The organism is Alteromonas sp. M12 (genome assembly GCF_037478005.1).
In the GTDB taxonomy this organism is placed as follows: Bacteria; Pseudomonadota; Gammaproteobacteria; order Enterobacterales; family Alteromonadaceae; genus Aliiglaciecola; species Aliiglaciecola lipolytica_A.
Genome location: NZ_CP144164.1, coordinates 3,175,109 through 3,197,435, shown reverse-complemented (window position 1 = coordinate 3,197,435; position 22,327 = coordinate 3,175,109). Strand labels below are relative to the sequence as shown.

Below are 22,327 nucleotides of genomic sequence, written 5' to 3'. Positions count from 1 at the left end.
CTTTACCTACGGAAATTAATGTTTGAAATTAGATCAATTAGCGCCGCACGAATTCTTAGAGTTTACGCATTTTTTAGAGCGTCAGTGCGGTATTGTACTAAATGAGAAAAAAAGCTATTTAGTTTATAGTCGCCTAGGACCCTTGGTTCGCCAAGAAAACTTGGCAAGTATTTCTGAGTTACTGAAGATCGCGTATAGCGGCCATTCCCCCAAGATGCGGGAAAAAGTCGTTGATGCTATGACTACTAATGAAACCTTGTGGTTCCGTGACAAATACCCCTTCGAAATTCTATCTAATAGATTGTTATCTGAGCTTTCTAAAGCAAAGCGTAAAGTGAGAATTTGGAGCGCAGCTTGTTCGTCCGGGCAAGAACCATTTTCCATTGCAATGTGTATTCAAGAATATAAAAGAGCTAATTCTAGAGCCTTCCCGTTAGGCGTGGAGATTGTTGCTACCGATATCTCAACTGATATGCTTCAGCGGGCTAAAACCGGCAAGTTTGATAGTATTTCGATTAGCAGAGGTTTGTCGGAGGAACGTAAAGAGCGTTTTTTTAAAGCGGTCGATAACAACCACATGCAATTGGATAAAGAAATCGTCTCTATGGTGAATTTTAAACCTCAGAACTTACTAAATAGTTATTCTGGGCTAGGCCGATTTGACGTGGTTTTTTGTCGAAATGTGCTGATTTATTTTTCTGTAAACAATAAGCGGAAAATACTGCAACAAATTGCCGCTTGCCTGCAAAACGATGGGGCTTTATTTCTTGGCGCATCTGAATCTATCGCTGAATTGAATCAATTATTTACTTTGGTGCGCAATAATCCCGGTCTATTTTATATTAAAAAAGCTAACTAATACATACTGTTATGTAATATCCACGGTTCATCCGTATCCACCTCCCTATGTCTTGGCATAACCCTTGCTAAATTTCTCACAAGCGAGTTTTTAAGATGAGAACAACATGGCAATCAGTCTTGATAAATTAACCGGACTTCACGACCGAGCAATGCAGGTTAGAACCGAAACTATGGAAGTTATTTCTGGAAATTTGGCAAATGCTAATACACCAGGATACAAAGCCCGTGGTGTAGATTTTCAGAAAGCCATGCAATCAGCAAATCAAGATCGTCAGCAAAATATGACACGTACCCATGAAAAGCACTTTGAAGGTTCAATGCAATCTCAAGCAAGTATTGAATTTCGAATTCCATTACAACCTGATACTGGTGATGGTAATACGGTAGAGGTGCAAGCTGAACGTAATGCCTTTTTGGAAAATGGAATGCGCTATCAGGCAAGCATCCAATTTTTGACTGGCAAGATTAAAGGTATGAAAAAAGCACTAGCTGGAGGGCAAGGCGCATGAGTTTATTTAGAGTTATGGATATTGCAAGCACTGGCATGTCTGCAGAGAGTGTTCGATTGAATACAACGGCCAGTAACATTGCCAATGCAAATAGCGTCAGTAGTAGTTATGACGCCACATACAAGGCTCGCCATCCTGTTTTTGCTGCCGAAATGCAACGTGCAACAGAGTCACAATCTCAAGGCGCAGGTGTACAAGTATTAGGTATTGTTGAAAGCCAAAAGCCACTGCAAATCGAATACAGCCCAGGTCACCCAATGGCAGACAGTAATGGCTATATCTACAAGCCAAATGTGAATGTGGTTGAGGAAATGGCAGACATGATGTCAGCGTCAAAATCTTATGAAACCAATGTTCAGTTGGCAGACACTACAAAACGTATATTCAGACGTGTGTTGCAACTTGGTCAGGGTCAATAAATCACTGATTTAGTGAGGAAAGTAACGTGGAAATATCAAAATCGACAGGATTAGATTCTAACCTGTATGTACAAGAAGAAACCGTGCCTATTGATGATGGCAGTAATGAAAGGTTAAGTCAGGAAGACTTTTTCTCTTTGCTAACTGAGCAATTAGCTAATCAAGATCCTACCAAACCTGTAGATAACGATCAGATGGTATCACAAATGACCAGCTTCAGTATTTCTGAAGGTATTGATTCACTGAATACTAAATTTTCTGAATTTGCTTCTAGCATGACCTCAAACCAAGCATTACAGGCTTCCAGCCTTATTGGTCAAGATGTCTTATTACAAGGTAACGTTGGATATTTAAGCGATACTAGTAACGGCGTAACCGGGGTGGTTATTTCCGATCAAACCACTCAAGATTTACAAATTACCATTGAGTCTGAAGCCGGCGAATTAATTAAAACCATTGATGCTGGTACACAGTCGGCAGGTAATATTGAATTTAGTTGGGATGGTAAAGATGCTAACGGCAATCCTTTGCCAGCCGGCAATTATGCAGTTTATGCACAAGGTACACAAAACGGCGAGTCAACAACCTTACCCACAGCGGTCAATAGGCATGTGGATAGCGTTAGTTTTGCGAGTAACAATCAAGGTGTCATTTTAAATTTGGATGGCGAAACAAGTGTCAATTTGAGTGATGTCATTCAAATCGGTGGTTAATTAAAAAATGTTAGCCCTTTAGTTTAGGAGAGAATAAACGATGTCTTTTAACATAGCATTAAGCGGTGTTTCAGCTGCTCAAAAAGATCTAGATGTCACTGCAAATAACATTGCAAATGTAAATACTGTCGGTTTTAAAGAATCTCGTGCCGAATTCGGTGACGTTTATGCTTCGTCGCTATTGGCAGCCGGTAATACAAAAGTTGGCGACGGTGTCTTAACCCAAGATGTTGCTCAGCAATTTTCTCAAGGTAGTCTTCAGTTTACCAATACAGCACTGGATTTGGCGATTACTGGAAATGGTTTTTTTGCCACGACTCCTGAAATAACCTCTCGTGATTTTTCATTTACTCGAGCAGGGCAGTTTAAGCTTGATCAAGATAACTTTGTGGTTAATTCCAACGGTGATAACTTAATGGGCTTCCCGGTCAACGCTGATGGTACCTCTTCATCTGTGGCTTTGAGCACAACTATTCCGGTGAGAATTCCAGACTCTTCAGGCTCACCACAACAAACCACCGAAGTTGCACCTCGCTTTAATTTGCCAGCAGGTGATGATGCTAAAGATATAACACTTTTTGATCCTAACGATCCACTTACCTATAACGCAGCTACATCTATTACCGTTTATGATTCGTTGGGTGATAGTCATGTGATGACCTATTACTTTATGAAAGATTCTGCAGCAACCAATGAATGGGTAGTAGTTAATTATGTTGATGACACTGCTATTGATATCGCAGGTGACACTGAAAACGTTGCTGGTACAGATCCTAATAACATTGCAGGTTCAGTATCCTTAGGAGCTGATGCGGTCTCTGGGTTTAGAATGCAGTTTAGTAGCGGCGGTGATTTTATTGGTATTCAAAATGGTGATGGTACCCCTGTTGCCACTGGCGATGTGACGACTGTTCAGTTAGGTAACCCGCCGTTGATAAACGGTTCTGATGCAACTCAGACGATTACAACCAACTTCGCACTTGAAGTTGGTAGTGCAACGGCAGATGAGCCGACTCAGTTTGCCTCTTCGTTCGAAGTTACGTCATTAGAACAAGATGGTCTAGCCGTTGGAAGACTTACAGGTATTGACATAGGTCCGGATGGTTTAGTGCGCGCTACTTTTTCAAATGGTACATCTGAACCTGTAGTTCGTGTTGCCCTAGCTCGTTTTGCAAATGAACAAGGCTTAACCCAACAAAGTAGTACACAGTGGAAAGAAAGTATTTTGTCTGGCGAAGCGCTAGCAGGGGAAGCGACCACCGGTACCTTCGGTGATGTTAACTCTTCAGCGCTTGAACAAGCGAACGTGAATTTAACCACGGAGTTAATCGATATGATTATCGCCCAGCGTAACTTCCAAGCGAATTCACGGGCACTTGAGGTGAATAACCAACTTAACCAAACTATCTTAAATATTCGATAATCTGCCATCAATTTAACAATGCCGCTCTAATCACGAGCGGTATTTTTTTGTTAAATTTCAAAGGAATACAGAAACTTCATCAAGCCTTCTGCATTTACACGCTTTTAATTCTGTTTTTATGTGCCAATGGCATCTTTATTGCAATCTTTTAGGTTACGTTAACCAGAGTCAATAAGTTGTCATGGATAAATTACTCTATATATCAGCCAGCGGAGCCAGCCAAGACCTATTGGGCACGGCTGTGCGAGCGAACAATTTAGCAAATGCACAAACCAATGGCTTCAAGGCCATGTTGGAAAACGCTAGAGCGATGCCGGCATACGGCGAAGGTTTGCCGACTCGGGTCTTTTCCATGACTGAATCCCCGTTTAATAATTACGCTGGTGGCGCAATGATCCAAACTGATCGTGAGTTGGATGTTGCTATCCAAGGGGACGGCTGGTTTAGCGTGTTGGATGCACAAGGAAACGAAGCTTATACCCGCGCTGGAAATTTGCAATTAGGCGCTGATGGTGGTCTCGAAGATGCCCACGGGAATTCGGTTATAGGCGATGCCGGAGGCATATTTTTGCCGATTCCTTTATCCAACATCAATATTGCTAACGACGGAACAATTTCAGTGCGACCACAAGGCGCGCCTGAAACCGTTTTAGAAGAAGTTGGCAGATTAAAAATGGTCAATCCGAATGTCGCAGATATGGAGCGCGGTGAAGACGGTTTATTTCGACTTAAAAATGGTCAAGAAGCAAATGAAGATATCAACGTTAGACTTCGTACCGGCATGGTGGAAGGGAGTAACGTAAATGCGATTGACGAAATGGTAAATATGATCAGCTTGCAACGTCACTACGAACTGCAAGTCAAGATGATGAAAAAGGCCGATACGCTAGATATGCGCGGCAATCAACTACTCAGAATTATTTAGTACTAAAACTTAAAATAGCGGAGGTGAATTATGCACCCAGCACTTTGGATAAGTAAAACAGGACTCGATGCAGCCCAAACAGATGTATCGGTTATCTCAAATAACTTGGCTAACGCCAGCACAGTGGGTTTCAAAAAAGATAGAGCGATATTTGAAGATTTACTCTATCAAAACATCAACCAACCAGGTGGACGTTCATCTGCTGACACTGAACTACCCTCGGGACTAATGTTAGGTGCCGGTAGTAAGGTGGTTGCGACCCAAAAATCCCACACCCAAGGGAATATGTTGACCACTGATAATGCACTCGATATGTCGATTCAAGGACGCGGTTTTTTCGAAATACTGCAGCCTGATGGCACCATAGCTTATACCCGAAATGGTCAATTTACGTTGGACGATCAAGGGCAAATTGTGACACCCGGTGCCGGTTTTTTATTGCAACCGAACATCACAATTCCTGAAGACGCGCAACAGATAACTATTTCACAAGATGGTGAAGTCTCAGCTTCTATTCGTGGACAGGCGGATCCTACTGTTTTAGGACAAATCAGTTTATCGGATTTTATCAATCCAACTGGCTTACAGCCTATCGGCCAAAATTTGTATGTTGAATCTGCGGTAAGCGGAGCACCGATACAAGGCGTACCTGGCTTGGAAGGTTTGGGCACCATCGTTCAAGGGGCATTAGAGACTTCAAATGTCAACGTTACCGAGGAATTGGTTAACCTAATTGAAAGTCAAAGACTGTATGAAATGAACTCGAAAGTGATCTCTTCAGTTGACCAAATGTTGGGTCAGGTAATTCAGCAACTATAGTGAGCTTAATTATGGCTAAGTTAACTTATTTTCTGACTACATTAACTCTATTCGTGCTGACTGGGTGTGTAAGTTCACCTATGGTTGGCCCTTTGCCAAATGATCCAAGTTATGCGCCAGTTATACCTGACATGCCTCGCCAAAAGTTAACTCAGGATGGGGCAATTTTTCAGGCAGACATGGCAAACAGCATTTATTCAGATGTAAAGGCTAGACGCATCGGCGATATTATCACCGTGAATTTGCAGGAAAACACCAGCGCTACCAAGTCGGCAGGTACTTCAACCTCAAAAGAAACGGATGTTAACGTTGATACGATCATTGGTTTGGGCGGTGAAGCGTTGAATATTGGTGGTAAAAGCATTCAATTGGGTGTTGGCGCCGACAATGAGTTTACTGGCGATGCTCAGGCCAACCAAAGCAATAACTTGAGTGGCAATATCTCTGTCACTGTTATTCAGGTTCTGCCGAATCAAAATTTAGTGGTGCGCGGAGAAAAGTGGCTGACCTTAAATAATGGCGATGAATACATCCGCTTAACGGGCGTCGTTCGTCCAGCTGATATTAGTCCTACTAATGAAATTGTTTCTACAAAAATTGCCAATGCCCGTATTCAATACAGTGGTACAGGAACCTTTGCCAATGCCCAAAAACAAGGCTGGTTAAATAAATTCTTTTCCTCTGAGTGGTGGCCATTTTAATGAAAAATTCAACTTTACGTTCATCGCTCATTTATTTGCTGATGGTGGTTCTGGTCACGCCTTTTGCCCATGCACAGCGGATCAAAGATCTTGCTTCCATACAAGGGGTACGTAGTAACCAATTGGTAGGTTATGGCTTAGTAGTTGGTCTGCCAGGAACGGGTGAACAGAGTCCATTCACTGAACAGAGTTTCCGTACCATGTTGAGCAATTTTGGGATTAGCTTATCGTCGAGTGTGAAACCAAAGATAAAAAATGTAGCGGCTGTCGCCGTGCATGCCGAATTGCCCGCTTTTATGAAACCTGGCCAAACAATCGATGTCACCGTTTCTTCTGTAGGTGAGGCTGCCAGTTTGCGCGGTGGAACCTTATTGCAAACCTTTCTTAAAGGGTTAGATGGCAAAGTGTATGCCGTAGCCCAAGGGAGCTTGGTGGTAAGTGGATTTGGTGCTGAAGGCGCTGATGGTTCTAAAATCGTTTCTAATACACCCACGGTTGGACGCATTGTTAATGGTGCTTTAGTTGAAAGAGCGGTTCCCAGTGGACTTATGCAAAATGACTTTTTAACTCTGAACTTGAATTATCCGGATTTTTCCACCGCCAAATCTTTGGCGGATACAATTAACCAACGTTTGGGAGCAGATCCTGAAATGGGTTATTTGATAGCCACGCCTATTGATGCCGCGTCGGTGCGAGTGTCAGCGCCAAGGGACGTAGGGCAACGGGTTAACTTTGTGGCTACCCTAGAAAACTTCACTTTTACCCCAGCTGATGCACCGGCAAAAGTCATTATTAATAGTCGTACCGGCACTATTGTTATCGGTAAAGATGTGCGTTTATTGCCTGCTGCCATTACCCATGGTGGACTCACGGTCACAATTTCGGAATATCAAACCGTTTCTCAACCTAATGCTCTTGCCCAAGGACAAACTGCGGTCACCAATCAGTCGATTGTTGACGTGAGTTTGGATGATAGCCGTATGTTTAAATTTGATCCTGGAGTGAGTTTAGATGAGCTGGTTCGTGCTGTGAATGAAGTCGGCGCGGCTCCTGGAGATTTAATGGCCATTCTTGAAGCCTTACAACAAGCGGGCGCCTTGCAAGGCGAACTCATCGTTATTTAATTGTTTGTGAATCAGTGAATTTATTATGGAAATGAACAACCACATTGATCAACAACTTGAATTATCGCGCAATGTCCACGATTTAAAGGGCATCGATAATTTGCGTCAGGCTGCCCAGCGTGGTGATAAACAAGCATTAGACGAAGCGGCTAAACAATTTGAAGCGATATTTGTGCAGATGATGCTCAAATCAATGCGTAAAGCCCAAGATGCATTGGCTGACAAAGACAGCCCGTTCAATTCTCAACAAGTTAAATTTTACCGAGATATGCACGATCAACAATTGGCTGTTGATTTATCGTCAAGAGGCGGAGTGGGGATTGCGGATTTGATCGTTCAACAACTCAGCCCTGGCGAAAACGGATTCATGCCGGCCAGTGCGGTTCGTGAAAATGCCAATTTGCATAATATGGTTCGTCAAGCAAGTATGGAGTACTCAAGCACTCAGAACGACAGTGCTGCTGTACAACCAAGCCAAAATGCGACTAAACAAAGCGCCTTCGCTTCTCCGTCTGAATTTATGCAAACATTGTTGCCCCATGCGCAAGAAATAGCACAAAAAATAGGTATTGATCCTAAGGCTTTATTAGCTCAAGCAGCCGTTGAGACAGGCTGGGGACAATATATGATCCATACCGGAAGTGGTCAAAATACACATAATTTATTTGGCATCAAAGCTGATAATCGCTGGCAAGGAGAGACAACCGCAATCAACACTGTTGAGTTTGAACAAGGTGTGGCTAAGCAACAAAAAGCGCAGTTTAGAACCTATGATTCTTTTGCCGATGGCTTAAATGATTATGTGTCTTTTGTGGCCGATAATCCAAGATATCAACAAGCGTTGGAAAACGTTAAAGATCCTCAAGCCTATTTTAGTGCTTTGCAATCCGCTGGTTATGCTACTGATCCTCAATACGCGAACAAAATTCTGTCGGTATTAAACAGTGATACGTTCAAATCAGCGTTGTCCACATTAGCGTTTGGAAAGCAAAATGCTGAATAACGGATTTCAGTGGGAGTCACACAGATGATCAGAGCTGCCGATCTATACACGATAGCAACCAGTGGTGTGCGCGCCAGTAATCAGCTGCTTGCCACTACCAGTAACAACATAGCGAACGTTAACTCCGAGGGCTATGTTAGAGAGCGCACAACCTTTGAAAGCCAATTAGTGGGCGGAGTTGGTCGTGGCACCACCGAACGTGTTTTAGACACCTTTGCACAAAATCAACTGCGCCGAGATACGACACAAGTTGGCGAATTCGAAACCTATTTCCAGCGCTCTAGTGTGTTAGATAATATCTTTGCTAGCGAAGCAAATAGCATATCAAGCAGCATGAGTCGATTTTTCAGTTCATTGCAAACAGCGACTGATGAGCCCACAAACATGGCGGCTCGACAGCTCGTTTTAGGTGAAGCAAATGCCTTAGTCGGCCAAGTGAGTACTTTGTCTAAGTTTATGGACGATAAAGAAAAAGAACTTAACTTAGAATTAGATGCAACAATCAACCAAGCGAATAAACTGATTGAGACCATTGCCGAGCTTAATGCGAATATTCGGATTGCAGAGGGCAACAATATATTTGACGAGCCTGGCGTGCTGAAAAATCAGCGCGATAATGCGATTTTGGAATTGGCTGAGATAATGTCGATTGAAACCCGCGACAATGGCAATGATGACGGTTCATTAATGGTGAATCTCACATCTGGAGAATCACTGGTTTTGGAAGACGGATCGTTTAATCTGTTTCAGCTAAGTGGTGATCCAGATCCCGATTATCGAAACCTGTATTTAGCCAGCACCGGTAAACCAACCACATTGAGATTACCTGAGCAAAATTTAGGTGGCCAAATGGGCGGATTATTCCGCTATCGAGATGAGGTTTTGGCGGAAGGCCAGCGAGAACTTGGACAAATATCCATTGCATTGACCAGTGCTGTAAATCAACAAAATCGTCTGGGAATGGATTTTGACCAGCAACTTGGTGGTAATATCTTTTCGAACCCTGAATTTCAGGGATTAAATTATTCTGCCAATTCTGATTTGTCGTTAACAATGAACGGTAGAGTGGCTGAAGATGGCGCGAATAAAATCACCGCGGCTGATTATTTAGTTGAAATTACCGGGACTTCACCAGGTACACCCGATACCGTTGATATAAGCGTGACCTTAGTCAACCCCGATGGTTCCTACGTCACCGATGTTGATGGCAACACACTTACGCAGTCTTACTCAGGTTTAGAAGCACAAGCCGATACATTTACCGAAGTGCTCGGTGGTCTTGAGTTGGAATTTCCCAATGGAGATAGTTACGCTGTGGGAGATCGGTATTTATTTCAGCCAACCAAAAGCACAGCGCAAGCAATAGATGTGGTGATGACCCGACCCGAAGACATCGCGTTAGCTTCGCCATTTCGAGTCGATAGTAATTTGGATAATTTGGGGGATGCTCGATTAACCGCATCTACTGTTACCAATACCTTTGTCGATACTACATTGACCGATGCTAGAGCCTCCACCTTCGATGGTAGTGGCGGATTTGTCGCAGGTAGTCCAGCAAGTATTGTGTTTAATAGTGAATCTGAATTTGAAATTTTTGACGAAGCCAATAATTCATTGTTAGTGGTGTCAGGGGTTACTGACTACAATAATTTAATGCAACAAGCCGCAAGTGATGGCAGTTGGCCATTCTCAGCTTTAGCGGATTTTCCCGGCTATGACTTTAGTTTACAAGGCACACCAGTTGCTGGGGATCAGTTTACAATTAGTTATAACACCGATGGTGTAGATGATAACCGTAATGGCTTAGAGTTGGCTGGTTTGCAAGACCAAGATATCATGCAACAAAACAACAACGGTGGCAGTAATTTGGTTACTTTCCATGAATCTTACGCCAATATTGTAAGTGCTATCGGTGCAAAGACTGCCTCTGCAAATATTTCGTTGCAAGCGGCTGAAGCCATGCAAACTCAATCCAGTGATTGGTTTCAATCGGTATCTGGGGTGAATTTAGATGAGGAAGCAGCAAACTTGATTCGTTTTCAACAAACTTATGCGGCGGCAGCAAGAATTTTAACTACCGCAAACGAATTGTTTGACACCATTTATAGTGCTACAAGGTAAATTGTACTATGGCCAGAATATCCACTAATCAGTTGTATGACAGAAGCATTAACACTATTACGCAGAATCAGGGGGCCTTGTCTGATGTGCAGCAACAATTGTCTTCAGGGAAAAAACTATTACGACCTTCTGATGATCCAGTTGGCGCCGCTCAAGTTGTTCGATTAACCGAAGACCTGGACAAAATCACCCAATTCAAACGAAATAATGATTTGCTGACCAATTCATTGCAGCAGGAAGAAGTTGTCCTAAGGAATATTAATACTGCTTTGGATAAAGCAAGGCAATTAATGGTTCAATCAGGCAATGGAGTTTACGACGAATCTGATTTACAAGCGATTGGAATTGAAATTGGTGCGATTCGAGACGAAGTATTTAGTTTGATGAATACCCAAAATTCCAATGGTGAATTTATTTTCGCCGGTTATCAATCTCAAACCGAAGCGTTTACTTATAATCCTTCAGCGGTCGGTGAAAAGTATACGTTTTCTGGGGATGATGGAGTGAAAAAAATCCAAGTCTCTGACGCGCTGAGTATTCAGTCTAATAGCTCTGGAAAATCTGTTTTTGAAAATGTACAAGCAAGGCTTAATTTTAGTGTCACCGGAGACGTTGGTATATCGTCAATTTCCTCTGTTATTACTGAGCAAGCTGCTTTCGATAAATTTCATAAAAATAATTACGATGCTGTGACCCCAGCGAACAACCAGTTTCAAGCGACTATACTAGCGGGCAATCAACTGCAAATTGATAACTTGGGTAGCGGCGATACAATTGCCACGGTTAATTTTATTTCTGGGGAACCCCTAGTGTTTAATGGCATTGAATTTAATGTTGAAGGAAGTGTCGGTAATACCTTTGACTTTGAATTAGATAAGCCAGAAAAGAAAAATATAGCCGAAACATTAAACAACTTTTATCTGGCGCTGAATAATGGCGATTTGACTGATAAAGGACTTAATGAAGCCATAGCCGATGCACTGGTGGGTATTGATAATGGTTCAAAGGCGTTAGCTAATGCAACTTCATCCTTAGGTGGCCGCATGAATGTTGCCGAGTCGGTTTATGAATCGAATTTGGATCTTGAAATCGCCAATAAAACAGCCCGTGCGAATATCGAAGATGTGGATTATGCAGAGGCCGTTTCTGAATTGAGTAAACAAGAAACCGCATTGCAAGCAGCTCAAGCAACTTTTTCGCGCGTAACTGGACTAACGTTATTTGACTATATTTAATTTTAGATCAAAGGTTTAGCTGCGCTAAATAGATGTGACTTTGATTGTCGATATGACTTGAATAATAGCTAACGTATATTTTTTCATTATAGCGCACCATGCCCGCATAACTGCAGTCGCCACCTGAGGGTAGAACAACCTTTAGGATCAACTTTTTAGTTTCAATGTTCATTTGCCAAAGCGCAGTTTTAAATTTTCCATTCAACCAAGCCCTACCACAAATCAATATATTTTCCGGACCATGTGAAATGATAACAGGCGCACCAATATATTGTTGCAAATCAAACCACTGCCAACGGTTATAGGGAGGTTTTGAAAAGCCACATTGCGCAGTAAACGAGTCAGCATCTCTGCGAACCACGGCATAAGCCTCGCCATTTTGCATAAAACACAAATCACTTTCATTTGGATAACCAAGTCCGTGACTGGCTAGACTAAGCACATTAGGTTTTACACAATCAAAGGTGCGTAATGGATTACCTTTATAAAGGTTCAGTTGTTGTTGAGCACGTTTGTAAGCAAATCCATAGGCTTGTTCTCCTTGCCAGCGTATTCGCCAAACCCACCAATTTTTTTCAGCAAACCAATGTTGACTCGACCAACTTAATCCATCTTGAGAAAACCAACACAACGAACGACTATGCCGCCACTTGCCAGTTTCATCATAACAACGAGCGTAGGCAGTCATCAGTAATTTGCCATCGGGCATGACCGTTAACTTAGGATCTCGCAAATCACAATTTGCCATTTTAAGGGTGGTGCTGTTAATTTTTTTACCAAATAGGTCGCAAGTAACGATGCGTATGTCACCATCTTGGCTCATGTGATCTGACGCTTCTCTAAAACTAACAAATAGTTTGTCAGCAAACTCACAAAGATCGGTAAAAGCGCTGTGTTTAGATGTTTTCCAAATCGAATTAGTCCAATTAATCATCATTTTTAAAATTTATTTTTATCTAAAAAGCTATTGAATCTCAATTAATTACAATTTGCAAAGCGGAAATTTTTTGCCGTTTTTATAAAAAACGGCAAAATTTAGTTAAAGGGATTTTTTAACCCGTCGATACCCTATCTGAGAGAGCCAGTAACACCGATCTAGTTTTGACTAAGATTGATGTTCTTGAATGTGTTTTTTAACCACCGATTTTTATCGGTTGCCAGCGAAACGCTGGACTGAGAGTGTAGGAGATATCCCATGGGATTATACGTTAACACCAACGTTTCGTCTTTGAATGCGCAACGTCAATTATTTGATTCATCTAACCGTTTAGGCACGTCTTTTGAGCGTTTGTCTTCTGGTTTCCGTATAAACCGTGCAGCGGATGATGCTGCTGGTTTGCAAATTACCGACCGTTTAACCACCCAGGTTCAAGGTCTTAACCAAGCTGTAAGAAATGCCAATGATGCGATTTCTTTAGCACAAACTGCTGAGGGCGCGTTAGGAGAAGTTACAAACTCACTTCAACGTATCCGTACTCTTGCAGTCCAATCACAAAATGGTATTAATACCTCCGCTGACCGTTTAGCACTACAAAAAGAAGTTTCAGCACTTAAAACTGAAATTTCACGTATTGCTCAAACTTCACAGTTTGCCGGTGTCGACATCCTTGATGGGGCATTTTCAGCTGCATTCCTAGTGGGTGCAAACGGTGGTCAAACTATTTCTGTTAATTTGTCTAGAACTAGTGGTTTTGGGGCTTCTGGCCTAGGTATCGCTGCTACGTCAGTTGCGAGTATTGAATCTGCATCTGCAGCGTTAACAGAGATTACTGCTGCAATTTCAACTGTAGGAGCTGTACGTGCCGATTTAGGTGCTCTGCAAAACCGTTTCCAATCAACTATCAGAAACTTAAGTAATATATCTGAAAATGTTGCTGGAGCTCGTTCACGTATTCGTGATACAGATTTTGCTACAGAAACTGCTGAATTGACACGTAATCAGATTATCCAACAGGCAAGTTTAACTGTTTTGTCTCAGGCTAATCAGCGTCCACAATCAGCGCTTCAGCTTCTAGGTTAATAGAATACGATTGGGAAATTAAAGCCAGGGGGTAGTGATTCTGCTTTTAATGGCCCATAACGTAGAGAGTGCGCTCTTTCCCTCCTAACGTGAGAGCGCTTCGCCGACTAATTTAGTCGGCTTTTTTCTCAACCTAACTAATTGATATTAATAGGGATAATAATTTAGCTTAAATTTATGCTAAAGGATTTTTCGATCCTGTTCGATAAAGATTCCAAGAGCGATGTACAAAATAAAAAAATAATAAGTACACGCCTAAATAAGTGACGTAATAAAACTAATAATAGCGCACTTAGAATCACCGCAAAAACCACTAATAATAATAATAGGTTTGGCGGATTGCTTAAATCGTTAGGAGAAAAAAATGTCTTTATACGTCAACACAAATGTGTCGTCGTTGAATGCGAGTCGTCAGCTATTCACGTCGAACAATAATTTAAGTACAGCGTTTGAACGCTTATCTTCAGGTTTGCGCATAAACAATGCGAAAGATGATGCCGCCGGTCTGCAAATCTCCAATCGACTTACCACGCAAATTCTGGGCCTTAATATGGCTGTAAGAAATGCAAATGATGGTATTTCGCTTGCGCAAACTGCAGAAGGTGCATTGGCCGAAACTACATCTGCATTGCAACGCATACGTGTATTAGCGGTGCAATCTCAAAATGGTATTAATGGATCGGCAGATCGATTAGCACTACAAAAAGAAGTAGATGCTTTAAAACAAGAAATAAGTCGAATTGCCGCAACTTCGCAATTCGGTGGCGTTAATATTCTTGGTGGTGCCTATTCGTCCGCCTTTTTGGTGGGTGCTAATCCAGGTCAAACTATCAGTGTCAATATCTCTAGAGCAGGTGGATACGGGACTTCCGGCTTATTCGGTTCTCAGAGTATTGAAGCAAATTTAATATCTGTTGCTACTGAGGCCGATGCGTCTCGTGCTATGACTGCTGTATTAGGTGCAATTTCTATTATCGATGCTAAACGCGCTGATTTAGGTGCGATTCAAAATAGATTTCAATCAACTATCAGAAACTTAAGCAACATTTCAGAAAATGTTTCAGCGGCGAGATCTCGTATCCGCGATACAGACTTTGCGGCTGAAACCGCTGAACTAACCCGCTGGCAGATAATTCAACAGGCCAGTATTACAGTGTTGGGACAAGCGAATCAACGTCCTCAAGCTGCATTGCAACTGTTGCAATAATATAAGTAGAGAAAAATCATGAAATATGATGCTGAGCAAGCAAAAGGGGCAGGCTGCAACATTGAAGATTGATTGAACAAAAGAAAACGGTCGGATTGCAAATTGTGGGGGCAGGCTGCAACCGACCGAAGAAGGAACGTTTTACTAGAACAATTAGATAACTCACGCTATGCAAAGGCGCGGGCGAATTCTCACTCCATAATAAAGCCTTAGGCTTTTTTAATGGGCAGTCGACTGGGCAGAAAAGAAGCCAGGAGGTAGTGAGGGGTATTGAGGTATAGGCCATCAATCCCGCCCGTCGACTTGAGCTTTCGCTCATGCTTTTTGTACAGCTTCGTCAAACGTAATTGTTTGGCAAAACTGTCAGCCATGGTAATGACTGACAATATGGATTTAGCATTATGTGTGCCAAATTTATATTTAGCTGAGTTGTCTACACTTATTCTATTATAAAACTTTTGATAAACAGTAAGTTAGTTAAAGTTTAGGAGTGTGGATAATGACATTGTTTGTGAATACAAATATTTCATCAATTAATGCCAAGCGGCAATTAATTACCACCAATAATGAGTTAAGTACCGCTTTTGAACGTTTATCGTCTGGCTTTAGAATTAATGGCGCTAAAGATGATGCAGCCGGTCTGCAAATATCTAATCGACTAACCACACAAATTTTAGGCTTGGATATGGCTGTCAGAAATGCAAATGATGGCATTTCCTTAGCCCAGACTGCAGAAGGAGCGTTAGCAGAAAGCACGGTAGCGCTTCAACGTATAAGAGTTTTAGCCGTACAATCTCAAAATGGGATTAATAATTCAGCGGATCGCTTAGCCCTGCAAAAAGAAGTGTCGGCATTAAAAACTGAAATAAGCCGTATTGCCAGCTACAGTCAGTTCGGCGGAGTAAACTTACTCGATGGATTTTATTCTTCAAAATTTCTAGTCGGGGCCAATGCTGGTCAAACGATTAGTGTCAATATATCCCGAGAGGGTGGATATGGTATTTCGGGTTTATTTGCCGGATTTAATCTTTCGGTTGCAACAGAAGCTCAAGCTTCAGCGGCGTTAACCAGAGTAAGCGAGGCTATATCTATAATTGATGCTAAACGTGCCGATTTAGGGGCGATTCAAAATCGCTTTCAATCCACTATTCGTAATTTAAGTAATATATCTGAGAACGTATCAGCGGCAAGATCGCGTATTCAAGATACAGATTTTGCCACAGAAACGGCAAGTCTTACCCGCGCACAAATTTTACAGCAAGCCAATTTAACTGTTTTGTCCCAGGCTAATCAACGGCCTCAGGCTGCATTACAGTTGCTCGGGTAATATAGAGATAATCAAATTTCTGAGGGTAGGAAATGAGAGGCCAACCCAGAGGCACATTGGAAATGTGTCTAGATAGGCCAGGGATGGCGGTGGTGTCGGCACCACCTAAATAAAAAGCCGACTAACAGGACTGAGAGTGTAGAAGTTTGGTTGAGAGGCCAGTATTCATTCTCTAACCCTGCCAGCCGGACAGAAACAGTATTTGCTCGTACTCCTAACGTGAGCAAGTTGGCCAGGTCATTTGATCTGGCCTTTTTTTATTCTTATGCCAAAAAAATGGCTTTTCTATTTTGTCTCACGTTTATACTTGCATAACTTAGCAATCGCTGTGCCAAAACTCGCTCAAGTCTAAAAGTGAAATATTCAAAGTAACAAACACATTTAAATTACAACAAAGTAATATTGCTCAGTTGGCGGTCACCTACGTTAACCAAATCGCATTTAACTTTGCTTCCTTGAGGTGACTCTGACTCAATGCGCAATATTTAGTTCAAACCAATTAAATGGGCGTTGAAAAATAAACATTGGGCTTCCTACATAAAACCAGCCTAAACACCTTTTTATCTCCTGCTATTCACTTATCTTTTTAAAATAAATATTCATTATTTTTCATCTTTATATAAAAGTTGTTATTTTTCAATTATTTACATTTAACGAAAAAATAATAAAAAAACTAAAGATCTTCAAGTAGCGGTCGATAACATTAGTTGAGGGGAATTCTTTTTAAAGAATTTTATGTTGAGAATCGGTAGAGGTGCTGATTCTTAAACAAAGAGAGGAGGCTTACAAGATTTATTTCTTGGAAGTCAAAATTGAGGCGAATTACCTTATCAGTTAATAGGTAGTTCTCAGGAGGTAAATATGGGTTTATATGTAAACACCAATGTGTCGTCTTTGAATGCGCAGCGACAGTTGTTTGATTCAGGACAGGCACTTAGCACATCATTTGAAAGATTGTCGTCAGGCTTTCGTATCAACCGAGCAGCAGATGATGCGGCCGGTTTACAAATCTCAGATCGTCTTACTACTCAGGTACAAGGTCTAAACCAAGCGGTACGTAATGCAAACGATGCTATTTCACTAGCACAAACAGCTGAAGGTGCATTAGGTGAGGTTACATCATCATTGCAACGTATTCGTACCCTGGCGGTACAATCTCAAAACGGGATTAATACATCTGCTGACCGTTTAGCACTGCAAAAAGAAGTTTCTGCATTGAAAACGGAAATCTCACGTATCTCAACCGATTCACAATTCGCCGGTGTTGATATTTTGAAGGGATCTTTCTCGGCAGCTTTCTTAGTTGGAGCAAATGGCGGACAAACCATATCCGTGAACTTATCTCGCTCTGGCGGTTACGGTTCTTCTGGTTTGAATATAGGTTCTCTTTCAGTTGCCACTATCGCAGGTGCATCTGGTGCACTAACTTCGATTGATAATGCAATATCAACAGTGGGTGCTGTGCGAGCCGATTTAGGTGCGTTGCAAAACCGTTTCCAATCAACCATTCGTAACCTTAGCAATATTTCAGAAAACATTGCCGGTGCACGTTCACGTATTCGTGATACAGACTTTGCAACGGAAACAGCTGAACTAACCCGTAATCAAATTGTTCAACAGGCCTCTTTGTCTGTGCTTAGTCAAGCAAATCAGCGACCTCAGTCGGCGTTGTCTTTGCTAGGATAATTTGATTAGCTTTTTTAAGGTTAGTCTAACAATGATAATGCCACTATACTCTATACAGTTAGTGGCAAATTGCTTTTAAGTGGAGGTGGAAGATGGATGTCAATTTTTCACAGTATGGCCAGAATTTTGCACAGCAAGAGGTATCAACACCTGTTTCTGTAAACGTATCTGAACAAAATCAACTCAGAAACGAACAGAAAGCGGTCGCCGAGTCTGCGCAAAATGGTCAAGAAAAAGAAAGGCAGGCCGATAACAACGCATCGAACAATGAAAGTTCTTTGAACATTGAAAGTGCGGTTAGTGAAATAAGTGATTTTCTACAGGCAACTAATCGTCAACTGTCGTTTTCTGTTGATGAAAAGAGTGAACGACAAGTGGTTAAAGTAACCGACTCAGAGTCTGGGGAAGTGATTAGACAAATCCCCTCTGAAGAAGTACTTGCTTTGTCTGAGAGAATCAAAGATCTCCAGTCTGACGTTGGCAGCGCAGTAGGGGTATTATTAAACAAACAAGCTTAGTTTTTAAAAGAGGTTCGTTATGACTATTCAATCGTTAGGTGTAGGTTCTGGGCTGGCGTTAGATGATTTAGTCACTCAGCTAATTGCGGCTGAGCGAGCACCAAAACAGACTCGTTTAGACGACAAAGAAGAGGCCTTAGACGCGGAAATTTCTGGTATTGGCCAGCTAAAATCCAAAATGAGTGACTTTTTAGACACCGTAGATGAATTGCGCAGCGATAATAATTTGCAAGGGCGTGAGCCTAAGATTACCAACCCAGATGATAGCATCGAGCCTTTTACTGCTGAAGCTGCCAATAGTGCTGTTAAAGGCGAATATCAAGTAGCTATTACTCAATTAGCTAGTGGTAGCCGGTTAGAAACTGCGGATGCAAGTGATGGCGGCTTTGCAAGCAAAAGCGACTCTGTTTTATCCTCAGGTAGCGGTAGTCTTACATTTAAAGTTGATAGCAGCGGCGATAGTTTCGATATTAATGTTACTGCAGGTCAAACCCTCCAACAACTTGCCAATGCAATCAATAGCTCAGATGATAATTTCGGTATTAACGCCAGTATTATTGATACTGGTACTGCATCTGGTGGCGCTAAGCTGGTTTTAACTTCATCAACTACAGGTGAAGGAAATGATTTAGTCATTGTCAATAATGATAATTTGGCCGATTTGGATAGAGTTTCCACCACAGATTCTACTGAAGTTGCAACCTATCTAGAGCCCGTGGTGAGTGCACAAAATGCGAAAGCGACGATCGACGGCATTGCGGTGGAATCCACTACTAACGAGTTTGAAAATACTATTTCAAGTGTTTCGTTTGAAGCTTCAACGCTCTCCACTAAAGATTCTTTAGGGGAATTTCAGACTTCCACACTAAAAATTGGTTACGACACTGAAGGTTTAGATAAAAAAATTCGAGATTTTGTCGATAACTTTAATGCACTTGCCAAAGAGATCGATACGCTCACTAAATATGGTACCTCTGAACTAGAAGACGACGGCGTGTTGGCCGGTGATTTTATGGCGCGAAGCATTACTTCTGGCTTAACGAGTATTATCGGCTCTAGTGTGGAATCATCTGCTTTGGGGGGTTTATTCGCAATTGGAGTAGAGCTTAATTCTGAAGGTAAATTGGAAATTAGTTCATATGATGAGTTTGGACTAGGTAGCGGTGAAGATCGTCTGGCTGAAGCATTGGAAGATAATTTTGATGATATCGCAGCACTGTTTACAGATGATGAGGATGGTATAGCCGCTAGATTGTACGATTATACTAAAGAATACACTACTTTTAGTGGGCTGTTAGCTACTCGAGAGCGCTCAGCAAAAGATGAAAAAGATCTGTTGTCTGATGAGCGAGAACAATTCGAGCTTCGCATGCTCGGCTTTGAAGAAATTTTACGTGATAAATATTTAAATCTTGACCAAACTGTAACTAAACTGAACCAAACCGGTAGTGCGCTATTGGCATCGCTAGGTCAAGCATAAGGAGTTGTAATTTATGGCGCTTAAAGGCATCAATGCTTATAAAAAAGGCAATTTAAAACAAGATGTGGCATCTGCGGATCCTCACAAAATTACCCTGATGTTGATGCAGGGCGCTTTAGACCGCATGGCCTATGGTAAGGGCTGCATTGAGCGCAGAGATTTTGAAGGTAAGTCAGAGCACTTATCTCGAGTCTCCGCTATTTTAATGAATCTTCGGGATACCTTAGATTTAGAAATCGGCAGTGAAGTGAGTCAGAATTTATTTAATTTGTATGACTACATGATCCAGCGCGTAACTGACGCTAATATTCAGAATGACTTGAAGATCATGGATGAAGTGATTAATCTGTTGTTACCTATTAAGAATGCCTGGGCGAGTATCCCCGAAGATGCGAAACAAGAAGCTTATGAAGCGCAAAGGCAAAAACGTACTGCAGTCGTGTGAGTAAACTAACCTTAAATCATCGATTTACACCAGATAACCTTAAAGATATCAATGGCCAAATTGAAGCTGTTTTAGACGCTAAAGAACTTGATAATGAGTTGCTCAAGCAACTAATTATCAAACGCGATGATGTGGTCACAAATCACCTTAAATCCCTAGAGCGAGACAATGAAAAAGTTTTTGCTGAGCATGAAATAATAGTTAACAATACGCTTTCAACGATAGTAGAAAGCCAACTTAAAGAATCTTTAACACAATTAAGTGGATTAATTAGAGGCAAGAAAATAGTCAATAAATACAAATAATTCACTAATATCAATGTTCTTTACTGTCCAAATAGCGTTAAAAATTCAGCCTGCAAAGTTAGTCAATTACGAAACCTTTCGTTATTAATAATCTCCGATGCATTTTAGTTATGCCGTAATTCTCATAAGCTAATATATTACTTATACTGGCTTTTTGAACGCAGTATTAGATAATCATTTTTGATAATTGATAGCTCTGAGTTTAGGTTGTGTCACTTAAACCAATAGGAATGGAAATTGCTTGTTATGGCTATATAGAGGTATAGTTTCAAAAGTTTGACGTTACTTATTGGATTTGAATTGCAAACTACCAAATAGTGATTACATTTAAATCAATTAAGTCGTTGCTGCGTTTATTAGCGGTTGAAAAACTAAATAGACATATAGCTAGAAACACATATAAGCCAACATAAAATTACAAGCAAAAACGCAGTTACATCTTTTCGCGTTTCAACAGTGTTAGGTAGACAAGATAAATGTTTGAAAATAAAATTATATTGATAACCGGTGGAACAGGTTCGTTTGGAAAGCGTTTTGTTTCACATCTATTGAAAAACGAAAAGCCTAAAAAAATCATAATTTATTCCCGCGATGAATTAAAGCAATTTGAAATGCAGCAGCAATTTGATGCTCCTTGTATGCGTTATTTTATTGGTGACGTAAGAGATAAGCACCGCTTAAAATCAGCGATGAAAGATGTGGATTACGTTATTCATGCTGCTGCTTTAAAACAAGTTCCTGCGGCAGAATATAATCCCAATGAATGTATTAAAACCAATATTTATGGTGCGCAAAATGTAATTGATGCCGCCATTGAGACTGATGTTCGCCGAGTTATTGCCTTGTCTACAGATAAAGCCGCCAATCCAGTTAACTTATATGGCGCCACCAAGTTAGCGTCTGATAAATTATTTGTTGCCGCAAATAATATCTCCGGTGCAACTGGGCCGCGATTTGCTGTAGTACGTTACGGTAATGTTGTGGGCTCCCGAGGTTCGGTCGTTCCATTTTATCGTAAGTTGCTCGCCGAAGGTAATACCAAGCTACCAGTAACCCATGATGAAATGACGCGATTTTGGATAACCCTAGATGAAGGCGTTCAATTTGTTATTACCAACTTCCAGCGTATGCAGGGTGGCGAAATTTTTGTGCCTAAGATCCCTTCGATTCGCATTTTGGATCTTGTCGAAGCCATGAGTGGAGGTCGTGATTACGAAACCATCGGTATTCGGCCTGGAGAAAAGCTGCATGAAGTTATGGTGCCTGAAGAAATGGCCCATCATTCCCTTGAATTTGACGATCATTATGTGATTACACCTGCAATTAAGTTTTTTGATAAAACCGTCGATTATCGTTTAAACAAATTGGGTGAAAAAGGGCAGCCAGTACAAGATAAATTTGAATATCACTCTGGTACCAACCCACACTTTTTAACCGTTAAAGAACTTGAAGCCTTAGATAAGTTAACTTTAGATTAAGGCCCAAT

22 protein-coding genes are annotated in these 22,327 nt (G+C 41.4%); 21 read left to right on the top strand and 1 reads right to left on the bottom strand.

Annotated features, from left to right (window positions below):
* Positions 1–22: 22 nt before the first annotated feature.
* The 12 genes from VUI23_RS13860 to flgL all read left to right on the top strand — a co-directional run bounded on the left by VUI23_RS13860 (position 23) and on the right by flgL (position 11,853).
* A complete protein-coding gene (locus VUI23_RS13860) occupies positions 23–859 on the top strand; it encodes a protein-glutamate O-methyltransferase CheR (RefSeq protein WP_342804708.1) in 837 nt (278 codons plus the stop codon).
* 106 nt (positions 860–965) lie between these two features.
* Positions 966–1,370, top strand: a complete 405-nt coding sequence (flgB, locus tag VUI23_RS13855) for a flagellar basal body rod protein FlgB (RefSeq protein WP_342804707.1) — start codon at positions 966–968, stop codon at positions 1,368–1,370.
* Positions 1,367–1,789 carry a flagellar basal body rod protein FlgC gene (gene flgC / locus VUI23_RS13850; protein WP_216048237.1) on the top strand — a complete coding sequence of 141 codons (423 nt, stop codon included), beginning with the start codon at positions 1,367–1,369 and terminating at the stop codon, positions 1,787–1,789. Before flgB ends, flgC begins: the two co-directional genes overlap by 4 nt.
* A gap of 26 nt (positions 1,790–1,815) precedes the next feature.
* On the top strand, positions 1,816–2,502 hold the full coding sequence (locus VUI23_RS13845) for a flagellar hook assembly protein FlgD (protein ID WP_342804706.1): 687 nt from the start codon (positions 1,816–1,818) through the stop codon (positions 2,500–2,502).
* Between the two features lie 40 nt (positions 2,503–2,542).
* The gene (gene flgE, locus VUI23_RS13840; protein WP_216048239.1) at positions 2,543–3,925 is read left to right on the top strand and encodes a flagellar hook protein FlgE; all 1,383 of its coding nucleotides are present in this window, start codon (positions 2,543–2,545) and stop codon (positions 3,923–3,925) included.
* A gap of 181 nt (positions 3,926–4,106) precedes the next feature.
* A complete protein-coding gene (locus VUI23_RS13835; protein ID WP_303499047.1) occupies positions 4,107–4,850 on the top strand; it encodes a flagellar basal body rod protein FlgF in 744 nt (247 codons plus the stop codon).
* A gap of 30 nt (positions 4,851–4,880) precedes the next feature.
* Entirely contained in the window at positions 4,881–5,669 is a 789-nt protein-coding gene (gene flgG / locus VUI23_RS13830; RefSeq protein WP_216048241.1) for a flagellar basal-body rod protein FlgG, read from the top strand.
* Positions 5,670–5,680: 11 nt separating this feature from the next.
* A complete protein-coding gene (flgH, locus tag VUI23_RS13825) occupies positions 5,681–6,370 on the top strand; it encodes a flagellar basal body L-ring protein FlgH (RefSeq protein WP_216048242.1) in 690 nt (229 codons plus the stop codon).
* Positions 6,370–7,494 (top strand): flagellar basal body P-ring protein FlgI, encoded by a 1,125-nt coding sequence (locus VUI23_RS13820; protein ID WP_216048243.1) that lies wholly within the window; start codon positions 6,370–6,372, stop codon positions 7,492–7,494. Before flgH ends, VUI23_RS13820 begins: the two co-directional genes overlap by 1 nt.
* 25 nt (positions 7,495–7,519) lie before the next feature.
* The gene (gene flgJ / locus VUI23_RS13815; RefSeq protein ID WP_216048244.1) at positions 7,520–8,497 is read left to right on the top strand and encodes a flagellar assembly peptidoglycan hydrolase FlgJ; all 978 of its coding nucleotides are present in this window, start codon (positions 7,520–7,522) and stop codon (positions 8,495–8,497) included.
* 24 nt (positions 8,498–8,521) lie between these two features.
* Positions 8,522–10,618: a flagellar hook-associated protein FlgK gene (gene flgK / locus VUI23_RS13810; RefSeq protein WP_216048245.1), complete on the top strand. Its 2,097-nt coding sequence runs from the start codon at positions 8,522–8,524 to the stop codon at positions 10,616–10,618.
* An 8-nt stretch (positions 10,619–10,626) separates the two neighbouring features.
* On the top strand, positions 10,627–11,853 hold the full coding sequence (flgL, locus tag VUI23_RS13805; RefSeq protein WP_342804705.1) for a flagellar hook-associated protein FlgL: 1,227 nt from the start codon (positions 10,627–10,629) through the stop codon (positions 11,851–11,853).
* Positions 11,854–11,860: 7 nt separating this feature from the next.
* Here flgL and VUI23_RS13800 read toward each other — a convergent pair whose 3' ends face one another.
* Positions 11,861–12,790 carry a hypothetical protein gene (locus VUI23_RS13800; RefSeq protein ID WP_342804704.1) on the bottom strand — a complete coding sequence of 310 codons (930 nt, stop codon included), beginning with the start codon at positions 12,788–12,790 and terminating at the stop codon, positions 11,861–11,863.
* A 258-nt stretch (positions 12,791–13,048) separates the two neighbouring features.
* On the opposite strand from VUI23_RS13800, the gene VUI23_RS13795 reads away from it, so the two are divergent.
* From VUI23_RS13795 to pseB, 9 genes are all read left to right on the top strand, one after another.
* Positions 13,049–13,873, top strand: coding sequence for a flagellin (locus tag VUI23_RS13795; protein ID WP_216048248.1), 825 nt, complete (start codon positions 13,049–13,051; stop codon positions 13,871–13,873).
* 364 nt (positions 13,874–14,237) lie between these two features.
* Complete coding sequence (locus VUI23_RS13790; protein ID WP_216048249.1) at positions 14,238–15,080, top strand: flagellin; 843 nt, start codon at positions 14,238–14,240, stop codon at positions 15,078–15,080.
* A 499-nt stretch (positions 15,081–15,579) separates the two neighbouring features.
* Positions 15,580–16,407 carry a flagellin gene (locus VUI23_RS13785; protein ID WP_342804703.1) on the top strand — a complete coding sequence of 276 codons (828 nt, stop codon included), beginning with the start codon at positions 15,580–15,582 and terminating at the stop codon, positions 16,405–16,407.
* A gap of 861 nt (positions 16,408–17,268) precedes the next feature.
* Complete coding sequence (locus tag VUI23_RS13780) at positions 17,269–18,093, top strand: flagellin (protein WP_216048251.1); 825 nt, start codon at positions 17,269–17,271, stop codon at positions 18,091–18,093.
* 92 nt (positions 18,094–18,185) lie between these two features.
* Positions 18,186–18,611: a flagellar protein FlaG gene (locus tag VUI23_RS13775; RefSeq protein ID WP_303499052.1), complete on the top strand. Its 426-nt coding sequence runs from the start codon at positions 18,186–18,188 to the stop codon at positions 18,609–18,611.
* Between the two features lie 19 nt (positions 18,612–18,630).
* Positions 18,631–20,091 carry a flagellar filament capping protein FliD gene (gene fliD, locus VUI23_RS13770; RefSeq protein WP_342804702.1) on the top strand — a complete coding sequence of 487 codons (1,461 nt, stop codon included), beginning with the start codon at positions 18,631–18,633 and terminating at the stop codon, positions 20,089–20,091.
* Positions 20,092–20,104: 13 nt separating this feature from the next.
* Entirely contained in the window at positions 20,105–20,536 is a 432-nt protein-coding gene (gene fliS, locus VUI23_RS13765; protein ID WP_216048254.1) for a flagellar export chaperone FliS, read from the top strand.
* Complete coding sequence (locus VUI23_RS13760) at positions 20,533–20,841, top strand: hypothetical protein (RefSeq protein ID WP_342804701.1); 309 nt, start codon at positions 20,533–20,535, stop codon at positions 20,839–20,841. Before fliS ends, VUI23_RS13760 begins: the two co-directional genes overlap by 4 nt.
* Positions 20,842–21,317: 476 nt before the next feature.
* Complete coding sequence (gene pseB / locus VUI23_RS13755; RefSeq protein WP_342804700.1) at positions 21,318–22,319, top strand: UDP-N-acetylglucosamine 4,6-dehydratase (inverting); 1,002 nt, start codon at positions 21,318–21,320, stop codon at positions 22,317–22,319.
* Positions 22,320–22,327: the final 8 nt, after the last annotated feature.

Bases quoted from the DNA above. Each gene is read 5' to 3' on its own strand.
- flgB (WP_342804707.1), top strand. From the start codon at position 966: ATGGCAATCAGTCTTGATAAATTAACCGGACTTCACGACCGAGCAATG.
- flgC (WP_216048237.1), top strand. From the start codon at position 1,367: ATGAGTTTATTTAGAGTTATGGATATTGCAAGCACTGGCATGTCTGCA.
- flgE (WP_216048239.1), top strand. From the start codon at position 2,543: ATGTCTTTTAACATAGCATTAAGCGGTGTTTCAGCTGCTCAAAAAGAT.
- VUI23_RS13835 (WP_303499047.1), top strand. From the start codon at position 4,107: ATGGATAAATTACTCTATATATCAGCCAGCGGAGCCAGCCAAGACCTA.
- flgG (WP_216048241.1), top strand. From the start codon at position 4,881: ATGCACCCAGCACTTTGGATAAGTAAAACAGGACTCGATGCAGCCCAA.
- flgH (WP_216048242.1), top strand. From the start codon at position 5,681: ATGGCTAAGTTAACTTATTTTCTGACTACATTAACTCTATTCGTGCTG.
- VUI23_RS13820 (WP_216048243.1), top strand. From the start codon at position 6,370: ATGAAAAATTCAACTTTACGTTCATCGCTCATTTATTTGCTGATGGTG.
- flgJ (WP_216048244.1), top strand. From the start codon at position 7,520: ATGGAAATGAACAACCACATTGATCAACAACTTGAATTATCGCGCAAT.
- flgK (WP_216048245.1), top strand. From the start codon at position 8,522: ATGATCAGAGCTGCCGATCTATACACGATAGCAACCAGTGGTGTGCGC.
- flgL (WP_342804705.1), top strand. From the start codon at position 10,627: ATGGCCAGAATATCCACTAATCAGTTGTATGACAGAAGCATTAACACT.
- VUI23_RS13800 (WP_342804704.1), bottom strand. From the start codon at position 12,790: ATGATGATTAATTGGACTAATTCGATTTGGAAAACATCTAAACACAGC.
- VUI23_RS13795 (WP_216048248.1), top strand. From the start codon at position 13,049: ATGGGATTATACGTTAACACCAACGTTTCGTCTTTGAATGCGCAACGT.
- VUI23_RS13790 (WP_216048249.1), top strand. From the start codon at position 14,238: ATGTCTTTATACGTCAACACAAATGTGTCGTCGTTGAATGCGAGTCGT.
- VUI23_RS13785 (WP_342804703.1), top strand. From the start codon at position 15,580: ATGACATTGTTTGTGAATACAAATATTTCATCAATTAATGCCAAGCGG.
- VUI23_RS13780 (WP_216048251.1), top strand. From the start codon at position 17,269: ATGGGTTTATATGTAAACACCAATGTGTCGTCTTTGAATGCGCAGCGA.
- VUI23_RS13775 (WP_303499052.1), top strand. From the start codon at position 18,186: ATGGATGTCAATTTTTCACAGTATGGCCAGAATTTTGCACAGCAAGAG.
- fliD (WP_342804702.1), top strand. From the start codon at position 18,631: ATGACTATTCAATCGTTAGGTGTAGGTTCTGGGCTGGCGTTAGATGAT.
- fliS (WP_216048254.1), top strand. From the start codon at position 20,105: ATGGCGCTTAAAGGCATCAATGCTTATAAAAAAGGCAATTTAAAACAA.
- pseB (WP_342804700.1), top strand. From the start codon at position 21,318: ATGTTTGAAAATAAAATTATATTGATAACCGGTGGAACAGGTTCGTTT.